Source organism: Methylophilus sp. YYY-1, assembly GCF_029132825.1.
Taxonomy (GTDB): Bacteria; Pseudomonadota; Gammaproteobacteria; order Burkholderiales; family Methylophilaceae; genus Methylophilus; species Methylophilus glucosoxydans.
Window position 1 is genome coordinate 292,853 of sequence record NZ_WOVG01000001.1, and the last position, 21,652, is coordinate 314,504.

Genomic DNA, 21,652 nt, shown 5'->3' on the forward strand with positions numbered 1-21,652 from the left:
TTGGCGGAGAGAGAGGAGTAAAGGCTTCAACAGATACATAAGCGACTGCCGTAACTATTGGAAATATATACAACCGTATGAGCATTCTATACACTACTTTTAGCAGGTATCCCATGCATAGCTTTAGTTCTCTTAATATACGTCCTTCGACTGCTCATTCTTAAAATCCTCAAACATGTCGCACCTGAGAGCAAGCTGAGTCTCATTGGTTTTATGTGCAATTGACCTGACGTTCTACTAACCCTAACCGCTTTCTTAATATGAGTAAAACTCTGTCCCTCTTAATACATACTTCTATCTTGCTAACCTTTGCCTCATGTACAACAACGTTCAAGGGCGACTATAAGTCCATCCATAATGGGCTTAAGGCCTGTAATGAATCATTTTGTATTCATCTAGATGAACGATTTGAGATGATTGTTTCTAGATATGACAGACAGGGAGCATTCAAAGAAAGAGACTTGCTCATACAGTCCCAACACAACTGGCTGATGCATCGGCAAGAAGTCTGCAATATTGATGCTTGGCGCTCATGCTATCAAAAGCTTACAGAAGAACGTTCGGGGTACTTTTATCAGCAGGAATACTTAGCTGAGCTTGGGTTACCTCAGTGTAGTGTAATTAGTGGCGGGTATCCAAAAGACTCTAACATTGATGGAGAGCTTGTTTATTATCCAAGTGCGGTTACACGCTTCGTATGTAAATCAAAGTGTGAAAGCGGTGAAATAGCTAAAGCAAAGAAATATCCTGATACTTGGGCTTATTGTCAATTCGGCAAAGAGACGATTGCTTCGTACAACATCCAAGAGCCAGAACACTTAGCACCATTACCGTTTATTCCGAAAAGTGGTTTCGGTGTGCCTCAAGATGTTGAATAAGCTTTTGTCTGTCCACTTGGAGTACACCTTGACTGGATGTCAGGCAGCGGCCCTCATTCAGTCAGTTTATGATTCCTTGGACAATTAATTGACACATTCAACTAATAGTTTTCAGACGCTATACTTACAATCTTACCCAGTCAAAGGTTGGGCGTTTCCACAAGTTTTACTCCACCATCGTTTGAACCACTTCGCCTCTGATCTTTCAATCTTATTCTTGGGCTTGTTTAAGTCAATAATTATGCTTATAAAGCTTATAGTTCTCATGTTGAAGGCTTTTATAAAGCGAATTGATTCTGAACCATCATTCTTTATCAATACACCACAAAGCTCACGGTGCTCTTCATGCTCGTTATATGCCAGCTTTGTGAATTTATAAAGCTCTAAGTTGGCAGGATATTGATTGCGGATAATATCTTTGATTGCTTCGTCTGCAAACTCCTTATCCGGCATTGCTGCTATGGCTTGCCCGTCTGGCCTTTCTGTCATTGCATTCCGAAGACATTGTGTAATTTGATTGGAGGAGGTTGATGGGTCGTAGCATTTCAGTATTCCAGCCGCTTGAGCATGGCTACTAAAGATTAAGCAACACATTAACACTAGTGTTCTGCCTGCGTTTACGGTCATAGATATAGCGGTTATATTTAATTGTGGAGTTGCTATTGACCTTGATTATCGAGTGTACTGAAGACCACTACATCACGGTTAAGCGTAGAGATATTGAATTATAAAACGGGGAGAGATAAGTAATATGTCAAAGTTGATGATTAGTATTTGTCTGGTTTTGCTTTCCTCCTGTGCAAATAAAGCCGTTAAAGAAATCGCTATACCCACAAAACAGGAAGATTTTAAATTTGACCGCTACAAGAGACTCACATGCGGCGGTTATGCAATCTTAGACTACGCATTGGAAATTGGAGGAAGTACATCGTACTACAAAGAGAACACCTCGGAGTTTGTATGTGAACATCCGAATAGTCCCTTACCATCTTGCCTTCCACCAAACTGGTATGCAAATGGATGCGATAAGTACGCTTTTGCTTACAGACGACTCGCAATTAAAAACTTCTCAAAAACCAAACCCTAATCCCTCACCTCAGGCAACTCCTCCCAGCTAGAAAAGTTAGGACTCTTAAAGCCACGGACACCCTCAGAGGCCAGCTTAATAGTCCCTCGGGAATACTTGCTATTAATGGAGTCCATGAGAGTCATTAAAGCGTCCGCCCTAGCCCGCCCTTTACCAAACCCAAACATATCAGCCTGTCGCCCAGCGGCTGGCACTAACTCAGTTAGCATCACACCGCACATCTGATAATAGATGCCTGGCTTAAAGAGTTTCTTGAGAATCCAAAGGGCAACCCTATTTATCTGGACTGTTTGTCTGTAGGTGCTGGGAAGGCTAACGAGTGACTGGCCCCATAATACTCAGCTTCATCAAAGGGGCTATTCTGAATAAAGACCATCACAACACTGGCTATACGCATGTATTCCTGTGGACAGTTATGGATACCCTCTTTAAGTAACTCTCTCGCTACCTATTTTCTGAATAGTTGATTAAATCACAAGTGTATTCATATCTATATCTATCTTACTTAATTCAGGATTACCTTAAGTTTAACTCCAAGCGCCCCGCCCTCTCTCCATGTCTCGATTAAGCCGGACGAGTCTACAGCCTCAAAGGCAATACGATGAGCAAAAGGTGTTGTCAATGTGTTGAGGGTTGATGCTAAGCGTTACATTGTTTATTCCTTATATACGTTGAAAATGAATATCAACGAGCTAGGAACATCAGGCAAACGTAAGGTAAAAGCGCAAGGTAAAAATAAAAAACCTGTTATCCGTAACTTATTAATTAGTAACAGAAAACAGGCCTTATTTTACTGCTGGCGGAGAGAGAGGGATTCGAACCCTCGATAGAGTTGCCCCTATGCCACCTTTCCAGGGTGGTGACTTAAACCGCTCATCCATCTCTCCGAAAGAAGGCGGGATTATACCCATAAAAGTTAAAGACGCCAAATCATTTTATGATGCAATCACTGGCGACTTTCACACTGCATATGGCCTGTTTTAGGGCTAGCAAGATGTCAGGTCTGCTATCTTATAAAACAGTATAAAGTTGGCTAAAAAGCTTGCTTTTGTTATTTTTAAGGTTTAATGTTTAGCACACAAACACACGGCTAAGCCTTATAAAATAAGGTGTTAACGTATGTTTATCGCGATATCTAGTTGCGATTTGATGTAGGCGGTTTGGAGAGCAGTTCTGCTACGATATTAATAGAAAAAACACAGGAGTTACTATGAGTTTGGATCTTCTCAAGGCGATGGGCGTTAAAGTGCCCTATAAAGCCAAGTATGATAACTTTATCGGTGGAAAATGGGTTGCACCGGTCAAAGGTGAATATTTTGATGTCATCTCGCCTATTACTGGCAAGCCCTACACTCAAGCTGCACGTTCTAGCGCCGAGGATGTTGAATTGGCATTGGATGCAGCGCATGCAGCAGCCGATAAATGGGGCAAGACTTCTGTCGTTGATCGCTCCAACTTGTTGCTGAAAATTGCTGATCGCATCGAGCAAAACCTTGAGTTGATCGCGACTGCGGAAACCGTCGATAACGGTAAGCCTATCCGCGAAACCATGAATGCCGATATTCCATTGGCAGCAGACCATTTCCGCTATTTTGCCGGGGCGTTGCGTGCGCAAGAAGGCAGCATTAGTGAACTGGACGAACATACCGTTGCCTACCACTTTCACGAGCCACTAGGCGTGGTCGGCCAGATTATTCCGTGGAACTTCCCTATTCTGATGGCCGCCTGGAAACTGGCGCCAGCTGTGGCCGCGGGTAACGTGGTGGTAATGAAGCCTGCAGAGTTCACGCCGATTAGCCTGCTGATCCTGATGGAAGTAATTGCTGATTTGATTCCACCTGGCGTCATCAACATCGTCAACGGCTTTGGCCGTGAGGTAGGTGCTCCACTCTCTACCAGCAAGCGTATCGCGAAAATCGCCTTTACTGGTTCGACAGCCACCGGCCGTTATATTGCCCAGGCTGCAGCCAGCAACCTGATTCCAGCAACCCTCGAACTGGGTGGCAAATCGCCTAACATCTTCTTTGAAGATATCATGTCTGCCGATGATGATTTCCTGGATAAAGCTGTAGAAGGCTTGGTGCTGTTTGCATTTAACCAGGGTGAAGTCTGTACCTGCCCTTCCCGTGCGTTAATTCAGGAATCCATTTACGACAAGTTTATGGAGCGTGTATTGCCACGTGTTGCCGCCATCAAACAAGGTAACCCACTTGACCCCAACACCATGATTGGTGCGCAGGCATCCCAAGACCAAGTGAACAAAATCCTCTCCTACATGGATATTGGTCGTCAGGAAGGTGCGCAGTTATTATGCGGAGGTGAGCGTAATGTACTGAGCGGTGATCTGGCTGAAGGCTATTACATCAAGCCGACCTTGTTCAAAGGTCATAATAAAATGCGCATCTTCCAGGAAGAAATTTTTGGACCTGTGCTGGCAGTGACCACCTTTAAAGATGAAGCTGAAGCACTGAGCATTGCCAACGACACCATTTTCGGCCTGGGTTCAGGCGTCTGGTCGCGTGACGGCAGCCGCGCTTACCGTATGGGCCGTGGCATCAAGGCTGGCCGCGTTTGGACTAACTGCTACCACGCTTATCCTGCGCATGCCGCATTCGGTGGCTACAAAGAGTCCGGCATTGGCCGTGAAACGCATAAAATGATGCTGGACCACTACCAGCAAACCAAAAACCTGCTGGTCAGCTACAGCCCGAAAAAACTGGGATTCTTCTAAATCTTGGCGGGAATGATAAAACAGACATTTGTTTGATCTAAAGGAGCGAATTTTTCGCTCCTTTTTTTATCTATCTATCACACTATAAACAGGGGAAGAGCATGACTGAACGTGTTTCTGCAACGCCAGCGGCCATCGCGCTCATTGAGCAATTAACCGCCCAGCATGGCCCAATTGTATTTTTTCAATCAGGCGGATGTTGTGAAGGCAGTGGCCCGATGTGCCTACCAGCCGCCGAATACATCGCCAGTCCGATGGATGTCAAACTGGGAACCTTGCCAGGTGGTGCTATTTTTTACATGAGTGACAGTCATTTCAGCTTTATGCACAGTACGCACACCATCCTCGATGCGATGCCGGGCTCGAGTGGCTCATTTTCACTCGATTGTGGCAGTGGCATGGCCTTTATCACGCGAGGCCGCTTATATTCGGATGAGGAACTCGCTGCGCTAAAACCTGAAGAGCGCGTCGGGCTTTAATACGTAGAAGTCTGCCTGATCAATAAAAAAGGCATCCTAAGATGCCTTTGCCAGGACGACACTGGATAAACGCTGTGAATTAAAAGCCCAGGCTTTCGAGCAGATCATCCACCTGTTCCTGATTGGCGACCACATCCACTGTGTTATGTGGATCAATTTGTGGACCATTCATCAAGGAGTCCTCGTCTTTTTTGGCCGCAGGAGAAAAATCTACCAACACTTGCACCAATTGTCTCTCCAGGTCTTGTGCCAGTGAGGTCACTTTTTTGATCACCTGGCCGGTCAGATCCTGAAAGTCCTGCGCCATCATGATATCCATCAGTAACGATTTGGTCGTCGATGTGTGTTGACTGACCAGTGACATATATTCCAGTGTTTCATGGACAACAGCATCGTATTCCGATTTGAGCGAAGCGCGCTGCATGACTTCTTCCCAGCGTTGCTTCAACACCGCAGCCCGATCAGATAACTCTGACTGTAAAGGCGTGGCCAGATCAGTGGCGTTCAGCACACGCTCAGCCGCCTGTTCAGTCATTTTTGCCACATAACTTAAACGGTCTCTGGCATCAGGAATTTCCTGCGCGACTTGTTCCAGCACCTTGTCATAGCCCAGTGCACTCAGATTATCGTGCAAGGAGCGGGTCATGTGTCCAATCCGGCTGATCATTTCCTCTTGCTGATTGGGACTCATCGTGGAAATCAGGTTAGAGGCAAGATCCATCGCCGCATGATCCTGATTCGGATTGATCGCTTCGGTCATGGTTACACCTCGCCTTTTTCCAATTTTTCAAAGATTTTGGATAACTTCTCTTCAAGTGTGGCCGCAGTGAAAGGCTTCACCACATAGCCACTCGCTTTGGCCTGGGCAGCAGCAATAATGTTTTCTTTTTTTGCCTCGGCAGTGACCATCAATACAGGCAATTTGGATAATTTGCTGTCTGCACGGATATTCTGCAACATGGTCAAACCGTCCATGTTGGGCATATTCCAGTCTGAAACCACGAATTCAAAGTCACCATTGCGCAACTTGTTGAGGGCATCTGCACCATCTTCTGCTTCTTCAACATTGTTATAACCAAGTTCTTTGAGCAGGTTGCGCACAATTCTACGCATCGTAGAAAAATCATCCACTACCAGAAATTTAGTATTTGGGTTGCCCATTTGTTACTCCGCTATCATTTAATTACTAATCCCGTAGCCTGTATTATGGAACGAACCATGGTCAATGCTAATCAGGATAAAGCTGGGATTTACCGGTTTATTCCTCACAGTACTATACGCGAATGGCGCGTTCACTGTTAGTTGCAAGATGTTGTAGCACCAGACGCGGTAAGTCTTTTAAATGCCCGACTTCGTGAACACCACCATGCGCAACCGCTTCGCGTGGCATACCATACACCACACAGCTTTCTTCGTTTTGGGCAAAATTGAAAGAGCCGGCATTCTTCATGCGCAACATGCCCGCGGCGCCATCTTTGCCCATGCCCGTTAAAATGATCCCGACGGCGTTTTTACCGGCGTTTGTAGCCGCTGAATCAAACAATACATCGACTGATGGCTTATGTCTATTCACCGGCTCGGCGTCAGATAAACGGGTGACATAGTTGGCGCCACTTCTGGCGAGCAGTAAATGCTGATCCCCTGGCGCGATATAGGCATGGCCAGGCAATACACGCTCACCATCTTCGGCTTCCTTGACGGCAATTTTGCACAGACTGTCCAGACGACTAGCAAAGGACTTGGTGAAGCCTGCAGGCATGTGTTGGGTAATTAAAATGCCGGGGCAATCAGAAGGCATCTGCATTAAGAAGGACTTGATCGCTTCGGTGCCGCCAGTAGAGGCGCCAATAATCAGCAGTTTTTCACTACTGATGAGCGGATTGCGGATGGGACTTTGTTGCATCTGCGTATTAGACGCTTTGGCAATACTTTGCAAGGTGCTGATTTTTGCCCTGGCAGCAACACGGATCTTGTCAGTAATCTCGGCGGCATACTGCTGCATGCCCTGGGTAATGCCCATTTTGGGTTTGGTGACAAAGTCGGTGGCACCCAGCTCCAGTGCACGCAAAGTGATTTCAGAGCCTTTTTCTGTCAGCGTGGATACCATAAGCACGGGCATCGGACGCAAACGCATGAGTTTTTCTAAAAAATCCAGACCGTCCATGCGTGGCATTTCTACATCCAGCGTGAGTACATCCGGATTCAACTGCTTGATCATCTCGCGCGCGACCAGCGGATCCGGTGCGGTTCCAACCACTTCCAGATCCTTGGTGTCGTTAATGATTTCGCTCAACAAACTGCGTATCAATGCCGAGTCGTCAATCACCAGCACTTTTGTTTTCATGGCATAACCCCTTGTTTTAATTATTATTAGAACAAATCGATATCTCCACCCACATCGTTGGTTTGCAGCTTGCTGGAGTAAGCTTGCTCGCGCTTGACCAAGGTGTAGTTGTTCAATTGTTTCAGCTTTTTAACCAGTACTTTACCGGTTTTGGGAAAGAAATAAACCTTGCGGGGATAAATATCCAGCAAATCTTCGCCGGTGACTTTAATCCCTTCTTCTTTCAGATACTTTTTGACAAACGCAGCATTGCGATCACCCACGTTATTGGTGGTAAAGCTGCGCAAGACGTTGCCGCCCCCAAAAATTTTAGCTTCGAGGTTTTCGCGCTTGGCGCCGTTACGCAACAGCTGGTTGATCAAGACTTCCATGGCATAAGTGCCATAGCGCATCGACTCAGAAATCGGGCTGTCCTTGTCTGCACTGCCCCCCTCGGGCAACATGAAATGGTTCATGCCACCAATGCCGGTACGGCTGTCACGGATACAGGCAGAAACACAGGACCCAAGCACGGTGACAATCAACATGTCCTTGTCTGTGTAGTAATACTCCCCTGGTGAAATTTTGGCAGCATTGCAATTAAATGTTCTGTCAAAATACAGGGTGTTAGAAATTTCTTCTTGCATGACACTCATAGCGATTTCCGATGCGTAAAGAGGCTGGAACGTGCCGCGCCACTGGTTTTTAATTTATAGACGGTTTTTCCCAACAGTTGCAGGTGGTCGGACACATACAAAAAGTTTTCTGAATGGCCTGCCAATAACAAACTGTCTTCATGCATGAGGTTGACAAATTTTTCAATGATTTTGCCTTGTGTCGGCTTGTCAAAATAGATCATGACATTGCGGCAAAAAATCACATCAAAGCCATCATGAAATGGCCATTGTGCATCCAGTAAATTCAATTGGTGAAAATGAATCAGGTCACGGGCGGCTTTTTTGACACGGACCAGGCCGTCATGCTTGCCTGTGCCACGTTCAAAAAATTTGCGTACACGACCGTCATCCATTTTCTTGACCCGGTCTAGCGGGTACACGCCTGCACTCGCCGTCGCCAGCACATTGGTATCAATGTCTGTGGCAACAATTTCTACAGGCGGTTTCAAGCTATTAAACGCTTCGCAAGCGGTGATCGCAATCGAATAAGGCTCTTCGCCTGTCGATGCCGCAGAACACCAGATACGTAGCGGTTTTCCTCGCCGGTTGGCTGACAGCTTCACCAGATGTTCGGCCAAAATCGGAAAATGATGTTCTTCCCGAAAAAACGAGGTCAAATTAGTGGTTAGCGCATTGGTAAATGCCTGCCACTCATCCGCATTGTTCTGCTGCTCGAGCGTGTCCAGATAGTGTTTGAAACTATTCATGTCCAGCGCGCGCAAACGCCTACCGATTCGGCTGTAGACCATATCGGTCTTTGCATCGGATAATGAAATGCCTGCATGGCGATAAATCAGACTTTTAATTCTGACGAAATCATCGCGCGTAAACAAAAACTCGCGATCTTCTTGCTCTTGTTTTTTTAATGCACTCACTTCGTTATCCTATGCAAATCCGCGGGCATACACTGCCAGAATTAAGCGCGTGTCGTGTTGATACGCTCTCTCATTTGTGAAATGGCCAAATCAACTTGCTGATCATCTTTAACTTGGGTTTCATAGCTGCTTTTTGCATGCTTGCTGCGCTCTTGCATTTGAGAAATTGCTAAGGCAGCAGCTTTGTCTTCAGCACGACGGTTTTGTGCTTCCGGGGTTTGTGCAGCAAATGGATGCAACGCTTCCTTGTACTGCTTCACAACGTCAGCAGCTTTAGGCTCACGCGCAACGGCGGCTTTAATCGCCATTTTTGTTGCACGGTAGTTCCAGTCTTGGATACGGTCATCCATGTCAGCTTTGCTGTCGATGAATACACCAACACAGATAAATACATCATCTGCCTCTTCCAGCGGGATCGTGCCGTCAGCGACGCAATCCATTACAGCCATCGCTACACCACGTTGTGCCGGGCCAAACATTTGTGTTGCCTGACGTCCATCTTTAATGGTCACCTTGTTAAACATTACGGTGTTTGGTTTTACCATCATGTTTGGCGCTGCAATCGCCAACAAACCGTTTACGCCTTGTTTTTGGTCGGTGAGCGTACGACAAAATGCGTCTTCTGCAGCGCTACCGCGTGGACCCATAATCAAGTCAATGTGGGCCACATTTTTCAAATCCAAACCACCTTCTGGACGCTCTTCGATGACTAAACCTTCGCCAATCAATACTCGATCAATCACTGCCATTTTTAACTCCTGATATAAAAAGTACTACTTTATTAAAGGGCGTTCGCTACCCTGCCCTAACCGTTGCTGACCTGACGATAATCATCGTCCCAGTCTGCATTTCCTGCGCGATGGCTGGACGCTTTTGCCTGTCCATCCACAATAAATACCCCTACTGCACTAGCCAGCTCGTTGGCGTGATCCATCAGGGATTCTGCAGCCGCAGCAGCCTCTTCAACCAAAGCTGTGTTTTGCTGCGTCACATCATCCATGCGGATCACCGCATCGTTGACCATGGCGATGCCGGCACTTTGCTCATTCGATGCCGATGCAATTTCACCAATAATCACACTGACCCGTTTCACGGAATCCACGATTTCATGCATTGTGTTTCCAGCTTCCTGCACCTGACGGCTACCTTCTGCTGTTTTGTTCACGGAGTCAGTAATCAATTCTTTAATTTCACGTGCAGCCACGGATGAGCGTTGCGCCAGGCTACCCACTTCGGCCGCCACCACTGCAAAACCCCGACCTTGCTCACCGGCGCGGGCCGCTTCTACCGCTGCATTTAGCGCCAGAATGTTGGTCTGGAAGGCAATGCCATCAATCACGGAAATAATGTCTTCAATCTTGCGGGCACTCTCATTGATATCACTCATGGTGGCCACCACCGCACCGACGACCTCGCCACCCTTGACGGCAACTTGTGAGGCCTGTGCAGCTAAATTATTCGCCTGCTTGGCGTTTTCGGCATTCTGCTTCACTGTCGATGCGAGCTCGTCCATGCTGGAAGCTGTTTTTTCCAGGTTGGCCGCTTGGTCCTCAGTACGGCGACTCAAGTCGGCATTACCCTGGGCAATTTCCTTGGCAGCAATATTGATAGATTCCGCTGCGGTCTTCACCGTCAACACTGGCTCTACAATCATGTCCAGCGTATTGTTCATGCCTTGCACAATCTTGCGATAATCGCCTGGGTGTCTGTCTGCATTGGCGCGGACGGTGACACGGCCCTCTTTGGCGGCTTCAGCAAGCATTTGGGCGTCTGCATTCAAGGCTTTCAGGTTGCTGCGCACTTGCTCTATGGTTTGATTGATTTTTGCCTTGAGGCCTGGAAACTGCTCCAGCGGTGCATCAAAATTACCATCACCAAACGCTTGTACGCAGGCCATGGCTTTTTGATTCAACTCGATATGTCCAGCCACGATATTGTTGATACTTTCAGCCAATAATGAGAACTGGCCTTTGAACATGTCTGCACGCAGGGTCATATCAATATTGCCTTTTTCGTGCTCGGCATTGACCCAGTTTACAGAGTCTACAATCCCTTTCAGGTTGCCGCGGATACGATCCACGCTTTTGTTCATGGCGGCTTTCTTGCCTGGCATGGCTTCCAGTTGCGCCGTCAGGTCACCCCGGCCAATACTGTCCATGACTGCAATAAAGCGCTCGGTTTCGGTCACATAGCCATGAATCATGCGATTCACAACGTCAGCCACCACTTTAAAATCACCCTGCAATTGACCGCTATTCAAACGCGCATCCGTTTCACCTTCGGCATGGTTTTTAGCCATTGCTGTCAGATCCTGAATCAATGCCTGTACGTTAGATTTGAGGCCATCGAAGCCTTGATTGAAGGCATGCAAATGTTCTGGCAAGCGTTCAAGCTGCGTATTCAGCTCACCACGACCCAGCGCCTCAACGGCGCGGCCGGCTTTTTCCATACTGGCCACATGCATGTTTAACAGATGGTTCACGCTTGCAGCAGACTGGCTCAGCTCCCCTGCAAACGCAGTCACATCCAGTTGCGCGTTAAGGTTGCCTTTGGCATGCTCGGCTTCTATCAGCGCCAATTGCTGTTTGAAGTTTGCAAAACCGGCTTTTGACTGATTGATTGCATCTGCCACCGAGGCTGCGGCTGCGCTTGTCTGCACAGCAAAGTCACCCTGCGCCAGAGATTGTGCGGCTTGCAGTGTTTGCAAGGGCTCGCCACCTACCACGTGCTTCACTGAAGCGGTCAGACCGCATGCCATGAATATGGCCAACAGCGTTAATCCTGCATGAAGCATGAAACCCATACCTGAACCGGTATTTAAAACCAGTGGTGCCAACAGACTGCATACCAGCACGCCCAGTATCATCGTCAGTTGTAATGAAAGCTTAGTACGAGAAAGTCTTCCCGCAAGCGCACCCCATTGATCAGCGAACATGCGTTTCACTCCTTTTTTCCAGATCCAGATAATTTATTATTTGGTCTATTTATCGACCTATGTCAGCGATTATTCAGCATGCAAGCCACTTTTGAATTGCATGTAAAAAGGGGAAATTTGGTTCTTTTGCGGTAATTGCCCCCCTAAAGAAATTCTTATCGTCGTAATTACTTACCTGGCAGGGTGGTTTTGATCATGGGGATTATTCGAGCCATTTAGCCTTTGCAGCAGCAAACAGGGGGATTTAAGCTCTATGTGCTGCTACAGAAAGCAATTTGGCGCTTAAAAACTTTCCCAGCTATGATCGTGCGTGCCCGTTTTGAGCAACTTGCCCAGATCACCAGCGCCACGGCTTGGGCTGACTTTATGTTTATGCATGGCAGTCAGGTTGACTGCACGGTTTTTCTCAGACACGCGGTGCGTGTTTGCGTGCGCACTGGAAAACCCGCCAGCGGCCACGCCCTCCAGTTTAAACTGACTAATCGCATCGGCTAATTGATTGGCCTGATCGACCAGGGATTCAGCCGCAGCAGCAGCCTCTTCAACCAAGGCTGCGTTCTGCTGGGTGGTTTCATCCATGCTGGTCACTGCCTGGTTCACCTGATCAATGCCCGTTGACTGCTCGGTAGATGCGGCTGAAATCTCACTGATGATATCGGCCACACGCTGGACTGAGGAAACCACTTCTTCCATGGTGTTACCGGCATTCTCAACCAGCTTGGTGCCTTCGGTGGTCTTGTTCACAGAGTCGGTGATCAATTCCTTGATCTCTTTTGCCGCACTGGCTGAGCGTTGCGCCAGATTACGTACTTCACCCGCGACCACCGCAAAGCCTCTGCCCTGTTCCCCTGCTCGCGCGGCTTCTACCGCAGCGTTCAAGGCCAGGATGTTGGTCTGGAAGGCAATGCCGTCGATCACCGAAATAATGTCTTCGATCTTCTTGGCACTTTCGTTGATCGCACTCATGGTGGCAACCACTTCGTTCACCACCTGGCCACCTTTGACGGCAACGCCTGAGGCGGTCAGTGCCAGCTGGTTGGCCTGTTTGGCGTTATCAGCGTTCTGTTTCACGGTCGAAGCCAGTTGTTCCATGCTGGCGGCAGTCTCTTCCAGACTGGAGGCTTGCTGCTCGGTACGCGCAGACAGGTCTGAGTTACCGCTGGAGATTTCATTGGCGGCCGTGGTGATGGTTTCTACTGCTTCAGTCACCGCAATGATCGGTTCTACGATCATGTCCAGCGTGTTGTTCACGCCTGCAATGATCTTGCGGAAGTCGCCATTGTGTTTGTCGACATCAGCACGCACGGTGATGCGTCCTTCTTTTGCGGCTTCGGCCAGTTGATTGGCGTCGTTGACGAGCAGGTTGACCGCTTCAATACAAGTATTGAGGTTGTTCTTGAGCTCGTTGAAGTCGCCATTGTAATGGTCGGTAATCCGCTCAGGGATATCACCTTTGGAGATGCGGTCTACGTAGTTCGCAGCCACATTCAATGGTCCAATCACGGAATCTAGGGTGTTGTTGACGCCTTCGACGATCTTGCGGAAGTCGCCATTATGTTTGCTGGCATCTGCACGGGTGGTGAGTCTGCCATCGACCGCGGCTTGTGACAGCATGTCGGCATCGCTAATCAGCGCATTGACGGCGTCTATACACTGGTTGAGGTTGTCTTTAATCGTGTTGAAGTCACCATTGTAGTGGTCGGTAATCTTGGCCGGGATATTGCCCTTGGAGATATCTGCCACATATTGGGCTGCGACATTGAGTGGGTCGATCACCGCATCCAGCGTCTCGTTCACGCCCTGGACAATCTTGCGGAAGTCGCCTTGATGCTGGCTGGCATCCGCACGGGTGGATAAGCGCCCTTCAACCGCAGCATGCACCAAGTCGTCGGTGTCGTTTACCATGCGGTTAATGGTTTCGATACACTGGTTCAGGTTGTTTTTAATGGCGTTAAAATCACCTTTATAGTCAGCCGTAATCTTTTCTGGAATTTCACCTTTGGCGATCTGTTCCACATAGCTCGCAGCCACACCCAAAGGCGTTACAACTGCATCCAGTGTCTCGTTTATCCCCTCAACCACTTTGCGGAAATCGCCTTGATGCGGCTGAATGTCTGCCCGTGTAGAGAGATTACCTTGTACCGCAGATTGTGCCAGGCCATGGGTATCATGAATGAGTAACTTAATCGACTTGACCATGCTTTGCATGGCCGTCATTAACTGGCCGGTTTCATCCTGGCTATGCACCTCAATCACGACATCTGTTCTACCCAGTGATAAGTCCTGTGCAACCTGGGCGGCTTCACGTATGGGTTTTGCAATTTTTGCGGCTGAAAACCAGATGACCGCAATCCCGGTTGCCGTCACCATCAAGCCTAACAATAACTGCCATAAAGCGGCTTGATTCGCACCGCTAGACAATCGCTGATCAAGCGCTTGCGCTTCTGCCAACACGACGGCGGTTGGTACTTTAATCAGGACAGACCAAGGTTTGCCGGTGCGGCCCAACATAATCGGGGCGAGCGCCATCATTTGACCGGCTTGCTGGTCAATCGCGGCTAAATCATGACCAGACTGGATCTCTTGGAGATACTTTGCGCTGCTGTCGCCCACAATTTTGCCAAAGGGCTGGCCAATCAAGCCTGGATTACGGCTATCGGCCACAATCAGCCCCATATTGCTGACGATAACCACTTCGCCTTTGCCGTCAAACAGATTCTTGCTGGCACCTTCAGCGGTTTTTTGCACAAAGTCCAGATTGTAGTCAGTCCCGGCGACACCATAAAACTTGCCGTTCTTGATAATGGGCACCGACAGCGTGGTCAGCCATACAGATTTGCCTTGCACAATATAAGGAAATGGGTCCAATACACTTTCGGTATGGTTTGTTTTGGGGCCAAGATACCAGCCGCCTTTCATGACGCCATTGGGGTGCTTGTCCAGCGTGTCATACTCCACCAGTGGTTGCACCGCAATCCGTCCGCTTTCATCACGGTTCCAATAAGGCGTAAAACGGCCGGTGAGGCTATTGTTGCCATCCCTGCCGGTTTTAAAAGCGTCATCTTTACCATCAAGCGCATCCGGCTCCCAACAACTATAAGTGCCATTGAACTCTGGGTTTTGTTTCAGCACATTGAGCAAGATGGCATTAATCTGGTCACGCCCCAGTGCCACGGAACCCTCTTTACTCAACACAAAAGTATTTGCCATCGTGCGTGCCGCATCCAGTGCGACATCAAACTTGGCCTGGATTTTTCCTGCTTCAGAGCCAGCCAGATTCTTCAAGCTGTTTTTGGTGCCTTCGTTGACTAACAACGATACGTTTTCAGACACCAGTTGCTGATTGTTTTTAGCTGAGAGATAAGAGGATCCGACGAGAATGCTGCCGCTGACCAGAATGGACAGCCCTGCCATCAGGACGATTTTGCCCTGAATAGATTGAAAGCGCTGAGACAACTGCATATTGACTTCCTTTGCATAAAAATAAATAGGGGGCGTGCATTGCTGACACACTGCTCTTCCGAGTTATTTCTAGCTTGAAGTCAATCGATGACCGTAAAGCCAATTTTTATATGAATAATAAAATCCGTTTATAAGATTTTTTATTCACTGTTTATGTAATCATTATCCCGCTAAAGATAAAGATCCAAATTGAATGTAAAACGTATTTTTATGGTTCTGTTTAAAGTCATTCAGGCATGAGGTTTTTCAAACCCTGTCCAATAATGTGCAGACACAAAAAAACGGCTGCCGAAGCAGCCGTTTCTGAAGATGACTTAGGTCAAAACTCTTCCCAATCCGAATTATCCGTGCCGGTTTTGGCAGTGACCCTGGTGGGACTCGCCGTCGCTTGAGCACGCTGGGGTTTATCCACATAGCCGGAGGGGGCTGGAACCGGTCGTCCCGAGCCATGCTGGGGCATGGTTCGCGGTGTTGAAGAAACACTTCCCTTGGCTTGAGAGTTAGGTGAGGCGGTAAAGCCTGATCCCGCGCCCCTCTCCAGCTTGAACTGGCTGACCACATCCGCCAGCTGATTGGCCTGATCAACCAGGGATTCAGCCGCAGCGGCCGCTTCTTCAACCAAGGCTGCATTCTGTTGCGTGGTTTCATCCATGCTGGTCACTGCCTGGTTTACCTGATCAATGCCGGTGGTTTGCTCAATAGAGGCAGCAGAGATTTCACTGATAATGTCAGCCACGCGTTGCACAGAGGAGACCACCTCGTCCATGGTGCTACCGGCATTTTCGACCAGCTTGGTGCCTTCAGTGGTTTTATTTACAGAGTCTGCAATCAGCTCTTTAATCTCTTTCGCAGCACTGGCTGAACGCTGGGCCAGATTACGTACTTCACCCGCTACAACCGCAAAACCACGGCCCTGTTCCCCTGCACGCGCCGCTTCAACTGCAGCGTTCAAGGCCAGGATATTGGTCTGGAAGGCAATGCCGTCAATCACCGAGATGATGTCCTCGATCTTCTTGGCACTTTCGTTAATCGCACTCATGGTGGCAACCACTTCATTCACCACCTGGCCACCTTTAACCGCGACACCAGACGCTGTCAGTGCCAGCTGGTTGGCTTGTTTGGCGTTGTCGGCATTCTGTTTAACCGTGGATGCCAACTCCTCCATGCTTGCCGCCGTTTGCTCCAGGCTGGAAGCCTGTTGCTCGGTACGGGCGGAAAGATCAGCGTTACCGCTGGAAATTTCATTGGCTGCAGTGGTGATGGTTTCGACGGCTTCAGTAACCGCAATGATCGGCTCTACAATCATGTCCAGGGTGTGGTTAACGCCTTCAACAATTTTGCGGAAATCGCCTTTATGCTGGGAAGCGTCAGCCCGCACTGAAATGCGGCCTTCGCCTGCAGCTTCTGTTAAGCCGTTGATGTCCCCGATCAACCCTTTCAGGTTAGCGCGAACTTGCTCAACCGTGTCGTTGATCTCGCCTTTTTTACCTGGCCAGCGCTGAAGTGGAATGTCGAAGTTGCCTTCGCCAAAGCCCTTCACGACCTGCATGGATTGCTGGTTCATTTCCAACAAGCCAGTCACCATATTGTTGACAGACTTGGCCAGCGTACTGAAATCGCCTTTAAACATGTCATCACGTAGCATGGCATCAATTTCACCTTGCTCATGCGCATTACTGACCCAGTTAACCGAATCAATCAAGCCTTTGAGGTTGCCGCCAATCTTCTTGACGCTCTTGTTGATAAACGCTTTTTCTCCAGGGAACTCCTTGATGGTGGCGGAGAAATTACCTTCACCAAACTGCAAAATACAATCAGTCACCGTTTTATTTTCTTCGATATATTCCTGCACCATGCCGTTCACCCCTTCAGCCAAGGCGCTGAAGTGGCCATTATATTTGGCAGGGTCAATAAAATAGCTGATATTGCCCTGACGATGGGCAGCAGACATCTGGTTTAAATCGGAAATGATATTGGTCAAATTGGCTCTGACTTGCTCAATATCGCGGTTGATCTCGGCTTTTTTCCCTTTGAATGTCTCAAGCGGAATGCCAAAGTCGCCATTGCCAAAGCCGTTGATCACAGCCATCACCTTGCGGGTCGACGCATGTTGGTCATCCAGCATTTGATTGACACCTTCGGCCATGTCTTTAAACATTCCTTGGTGTTGTGCACTGTGGATACGGCGATCAATCTCACCATTGGCTTGCGCATGCGCGACATCCTTCATTTCGCTGATGACTTTTAGCACATGTTGCCGCATGCGTTGTAGCTGGTAGGCAACACTGCCTTGGTCATGTTCAGCCAGCGGTACGGCAAAATCAGAATCTCCTTCGCCAATTTTTTTGGCAAACTCAGTGAGTTCCAACGGATCTGCACCTAACCGGTTAAGCAGGGATTTAGAGATTGAAATAGCCATCCATCCAGCGATAAGAATGGCAATCCCCAGTGCAATTTGCATCAGTATGGAAAACCCGGAAGCGACAGACTTGGCTTGCGCTGAAGCCGTTTTGTTTAATGCCTCCTGATAATCAATAAACTGGTTAATGGTTTTGAGCCACTCTACAAACAAGGGCTTGGCTTCACTCATTAACAGACTTTTCGCTTGCTCCTCATCACCTGCATGGCGTAATGCAATCACACGCTCAATCACCGGTAATGTTTTGGCTTCGATAGACTTGATGTGCGTGAGAATTTTCTTTTCATCTGCCGTAACAGCCGCATCCTCTTTAAAAATAGCATCCAGCTTGGCCGCACTCTCTTCATAAGCAACAGCCAATCGGCGGATATCACTGATGGACTTGTCCACTTCAGCACTGGATGCCTCTAGGGTCACATCACGTAAACTAATCGCCCGGTCATGCACGCTGCCGCGAAAGTTAATGGCATAGCGCTGCTTAACGCTGTTCACATCATTGATTTCGGTTAGCGTATTGTCGATTTCACGCACACGGTCAATCCCAATAACAGTTAATCCTGCCATAAGCAGAATCATGCTACCAAACCCGACCATCAGGCTTTTCTTTACTCTCATGTTTCCGAACATTTATTCATCCTCAGTATTTGCTTACGCCTATGCCAAATGCTTGTTTAAGATTACAAAAGTCAAAGACATGACTGTCTTCTGACGTGTCTTGCCAACACAAACACTTTTTTCCTTAATACTTTGCTATCTTGCAAGTAGTCATCCATCAAGCATCCATTAAAGAAAGGCTTAAAACCTATCCTTTTAATGTCTTTGAATGCATCTCCATAAAAGACAAATGTGATCCAGCGAATCACATAAAAAAACCGGCTGTTTAGCAGCCGGTTTTTTATTTAGACGAATGACTAGAATTCTTCCCAATCCGAATCGTCAGTGCCTGTCTTTGCGGGCGGCCTTGGCGCGCTCGGTGGAGATTTTGAAAACTGCGGTTTATCGACATAGCCTGAAGGGGCTGGCACTGCTCGGCCCGAACGCGAATCTGCACTTGGTCTTGGCGCTGAATATCCGCCACTACCAGAAGAGGATTTGAGCGTTGCAGTGAAGCCTGCGTTGACTTTACCTTCCAGCTTGAACTGGCTAATCACATCAGCCAGCTGGTTGGCCTGATCGACCAGGGACTCTGCCGCAGCAGCAGCCTCTTCAACCAAGGCAGCGTTCTGCTGGGTGGTTTCATCCATGCTGGTCACTGCCTGGTTCACCTGGTCAATGCCTGTAGTCTGCTCGGTAGATGCGGCTGAAATCTCACTGATGATATCGGCCACACGCTGGACTGAGGAAACCACTTCTTCCATGGTGTTACCAGCATTCTCAACCAGCTTGGTGCCTTCGGTGGTCTTGTTCACAGAGTCGGTGATCAATTCCTTGATCTCTTTTGCCGCACTGGCTGAGCGTTGCGCCAGATTACGTACTTCACCCGCGACCACCGCAAAGCCTCTGCCCTGCTCACCTGCACGCGCTGCTTCTACCGCTGCGTTCAAGGCCAGGATATTGGTCTGGAAGGCAATACCGTCAATCACCGAAATAATGTCTTCGATCTTCTTGGCACTTTCGTTGATCGCACTCATGGTGGCAACCACTTCGTTAACAACCTGGCCACCTTTGACGGCAACGCCTGAGGCGGTCAGCGCCAGCTGGTTGGCCTGTTTGGCGTTATCAGCGTTCTGTTTCACGGTCGAAGCCAGTTGTTCCATGCTGGCGGCAGTTTCTTCCAGGCTGGAGGCTTGCTGCTCGGTACGGGCAGACAGGTCTGAGTTACCGCTGGAGATTTCATTGGCGGCCGTGGTGATGGTTTCTACTGCTTCAGTCACCGCAATGATCGGCTCTACAATCATGTCCAGCGTGTTGTTCACACCAGCAATGATCTTACGGAAGTCGCCATTGTGTTTGTCGACATCAGCACGCACGGTGATGCGTCCTTCTTTTGCGGCTTCGGCCAGTTGATTGGCGTCGCTGACGAGCAGGTTGACCGCTTCAATACAGGTGTTGAGGTTGTTCTTGAGCTCGTTAAAGTCGCCATTGTAATGGTCGGTAATCCGCTCAGGGATATCACCTTTGGAGATGCGGTCTACGTAGTTCGCAGCCACATTCAATGGTCCAATCACGGAATCTAGGGTGTTGTTGACGCCTTCGACGATCGTGCGGAAGTCGCCATTGTGTTTGCTGGCATCGGCACGGGTGGTGAGTCTGCCATCGACCGCGGCTTGTGACAGCATGTCGGCATCGCTAATCAGCGCATTGACGGCGTCTATACACTGGTTGAGGTTGTCTTTAATCGTGTTGAAGTCACCATTGTAGTGGTCGGTAATCTTGGCCGGGATATTGCCCTTGGAGATATCGGACACATATTGGGCCGCCACGTTGAGAGGATCGATCACCGCATCCAGCGTCTCGTTCACGCCCTGGACAATCTTGCGGAAGTCACCTTGGTGCTTGCTCGCATCCGCACGGGTGGATAAACGCCCTTCTACGGCAGCATGCACCAGCTCGTCAGTATCATTGACCAGACGCTTGATATTGGTACGCACTTGCTCAATGGCTTCGTTCACAAAGGCTTTCTTGCCAGGGAATTGCTCCAGCGGCATATCCAGATTACCATCGCCAAACGCTTTCACCACTTCAATCGCACTGCGGTTCATGGCAATATGCCCAGCCACCATTTTATTGATCCCGGCAGCCATTTCTGCGTAGCCGCCTTTAAAGCGGTTTTGATCAACAGTGCAATCAATATCGCCTTCATCATGCTGCTGGCTGACATAGTTCAATGACTGTACCAGGCCATCCAGGGTACGTTGCAGTACACGGATAGAATAAGCAACGCTGGTTTTGTCATCTTCAGGCAACACAATCTTCTGGGTCAGATTGCCCTCTACAAAGTTGCGTGCAATGACAGTTAAATCGGCAGGCTCCATACCCAATTGCTTAAACAGGCTGCGCTTGATATAGAAACCAATCGAAACCACGACAGCCAAGGAGAGGCCGGCAATCGCAATCAGCATCAACAATGCATTTTGCTTAACCTTCACCGCTGCAGCAGCGCCTTGTTTAGCAATCTGATTATTGTAGGCCCGATGTTCACGAATCGCTTTCTGAACATGCTCAATCACCGCCTGATTAGCCAGCAACACATCCCGGGCCTCTGTTTTCTTGTTAGAGAGCGAAAGCGTCAGCGCGCTGCTACCTAGCTCATCATAAGACTTGATCGCCTCATAGTCTTTTTGCAGTAACTGCTTGTCTTTATCATCGCTGATCAGACTGTCGTATTTTTTAAGTGCAGCCATCAGATCACCATGCACCTCAGCAACCTGCTTTTCAATCTGCTGCATTTTGACATTGTCTGTATTCAGCATATGCTGCCAGATCAAGCTATTTAATAGCTCAAACTCAGCGAGCGTGTCATCCAATGCCTCGATGCTGGGTGCCGCATTTTCATTGGCAACGTTGGTGTATTTAAATACACGATCAGTCTGAAAGTAGCTGAGCGTCGCTAGCGTAAATAGCCCCAGCGCTGCAACTGCAATCAGAATATACATTCTCTTCGCAATGGTCATAATTAAAACTCCAAATCCAGATTTTTATTCGCCTTTATCAGACTCTCGTTTATTTTGTAATACTCCAAACATATTTCATGCGCTAATAAACAAGCTTTTTACAGGTCTTTTCCTACTCAAGTTTTCATGTATTTTGCCGGGGCTACAGCTTGGCGATACGCATAAAAAATCC

The 21,652-nt window shown here is 48.4% G+C and carries 15 protein-coding genes and 1 tRNA gene; 3 read left to right on the top strand and 13 right to left on the bottom strand.

Translation table 11 applies throughout. From position 1 onward, the window contains the following. Positions 1 to 260 precede the first annotated feature (260 nt). Positions 261 to 878, top strand: coding sequence for a hypothetical protein (locus tag GOC95_RS01320; protein WP_275355186.1), 618 nt, complete (start codon positions 261 to 263; stop codon positions 876 to 878). Positions 879 to 1,010: 132 nt separating this feature from the next. Here GOC95_RS01320 and GOC95_RS01325 read toward each other — a convergent pair whose 3' ends face one another. The 3 genes from GOC95_RS01325 to GOC95_RS01335 all read right to left on the bottom strand — a co-directional run bounded on the left by GOC95_RS01325 (position 1,011) and on the right by GOC95_RS01335 (position 2,852). Further along, positions 1,011 to 1,367, bottom strand: a complete 357-nt coding sequence (locus GOC95_RS01325; protein WP_275355188.1) for a hypothetical protein — start codon at positions 1,365 to 1,367, stop codon at positions 1,011 to 1,013. A gap of 594 nt (positions 1,368 to 1,961) precedes the next feature. Then, on the bottom strand, positions 1,962 to 2,186 hold the full coding sequence (locus tag GOC95_RS14395) for a DUF4113 domain-containing protein (RefSeq protein WP_343223939.1): 225 nt from the start codon (positions 2,184 to 2,186) through the stop codon (positions 1,962 to 1,964). Between the two features lie 576 nt (positions 2,187 to 2,762). Then, positions 2,763 to 2,852, bottom strand: a tRNA-Ser gene (locus GOC95_RS01335). Positions 2,853 to 3,175: 323 nt separating this feature from the next. On the opposite strand from GOC95_RS01335, the gene GOC95_RS01340 reads away from it, so the two are divergent. After that, on the top strand, positions 3,176 to 4,696 hold the full coding sequence (locus GOC95_RS01340) for an aldehyde dehydrogenase family protein (protein ID WP_194746687.1): 1,521 nt from the start codon (positions 3,176 to 3,178) through the stop codon (positions 4,694 to 4,696). 101 nt (positions 4,697 to 4,797) lie between these two features. Then, positions 4,798 to 5,175, top strand: coding sequence for a DUF779 domain-containing protein (locus GOC95_RS01345; RefSeq protein ID WP_194746686.1), 378 nt, complete (start codon positions 4,798 to 4,800; stop codon positions 5,173 to 5,175). A gap of 79 nt (positions 5,176 to 5,254) precedes the next feature. Here GOC95_RS01345 and cheZ read toward each other — a convergent pair whose 3' ends face one another. The 10 genes from cheZ to GOC95_RS01395 form a co-directional block, all read right to left on the bottom strand. Continuing rightward, positions 5,255 to 5,935 carry a protein phosphatase CheZ gene (cheZ, locus tag GOC95_RS01350; protein WP_194746685.1) on the bottom strand — a complete coding sequence of 227 codons (681 nt, stop codon included), beginning with the start codon at positions 5,933 to 5,935 and terminating at the stop codon, positions 5,255 to 5,257. Between the two features lie 2 nt (positions 5,936 to 5,937). After that, the gene (cheY, locus tag GOC95_RS01355; RefSeq protein WP_194746684.1) at positions 5,938 to 6,336 is read right to left on the bottom strand and encodes a chemotaxis response regulator CheY; all 399 of its coding nucleotides are present in this window, start codon (positions 6,334 to 6,336) and stop codon (positions 5,938 to 5,940) included. A 112-nt stretch (positions 6,337 to 6,448) separates the two neighbouring features. Further along, positions 6,449 to 7,519, bottom strand: coding sequence for a chemotaxis response regulator protein-glutamate methylesterase (locus GOC95_RS01360; RefSeq protein WP_275355195.1), 1,071 nt, complete (start codon positions 7,517 to 7,519; stop codon positions 6,449 to 6,451). A gap of 26 nt (positions 7,520 to 7,545) precedes the next feature. Beyond that, positions 7,546 to 8,154 (bottom strand): chemoreceptor glutamine deamidase CheD, encoded by a 609-nt coding sequence (gene cheD, locus GOC95_RS01365; protein ID WP_124551641.1) that lies wholly within the window; start codon positions 8,152 to 8,154, stop codon positions 7,546 to 7,548. Continuing rightward, positions 8,151 to 9,050 carry a CheR family methyltransferase gene (locus GOC95_RS01370; RefSeq protein WP_194746682.1) on the bottom strand — a complete coding sequence of 300 codons (900 nt, stop codon included), beginning with the start codon at positions 9,048 to 9,050 and terminating at the stop codon, positions 8,151 to 8,153. The genes cheD and GOC95_RS01370 overlap by 4 nt, the downstream gene beginning before the upstream one ends. A gap of 41 nt (positions 9,051 to 9,091) precedes the next feature. Continuing rightward, complete coding sequence (fae, locus tag GOC95_RS01375) at positions 9,092 to 9,799, bottom strand: formaldehyde-activating enzyme (RefSeq protein WP_275355197.1); 708 nt, start codon at positions 9,797 to 9,799, stop codon at positions 9,092 to 9,094. Positions 9,800 to 9,855: 56 nt separating this feature from the next. After that, complete coding sequence (locus GOC95_RS01380) at positions 9,856 to 11,985, bottom strand: methyl-accepting chemotaxis protein (RefSeq protein WP_275355199.1); 2,130 nt, start codon at positions 11,983 to 11,985, stop codon at positions 9,856 to 9,858. Between the two features lie 282 nt (positions 11,986 to 12,267). Beyond that, complete coding sequence (locus tag GOC95_RS01385) at positions 12,268 to 15,447, bottom strand: methyl-accepting chemotaxis protein (RefSeq protein WP_275355201.1); 3,180 nt, start codon at positions 15,445 to 15,447, stop codon at positions 12,268 to 12,270. A gap of 319 nt (positions 15,448 to 15,766) precedes the next feature. Then, positions 15,767 to 18,481, bottom strand: a complete 2,715-nt coding sequence (locus GOC95_RS01390; protein WP_275355203.1) for a methyl-accepting chemotaxis protein — start codon at positions 18,479 to 18,481, stop codon at positions 15,767 to 15,769. A gap of 296 nt (positions 18,482 to 18,777) precedes the next feature. Then, entirely contained in the window at positions 18,778 to 21,480 is a 2,703-nt protein-coding gene (locus GOC95_RS01395; protein WP_275355205.1) for a methyl-accepting chemotaxis protein, read from the bottom strand. Positions 21,481 to 21,652: the final 172 nt, after the last annotated feature.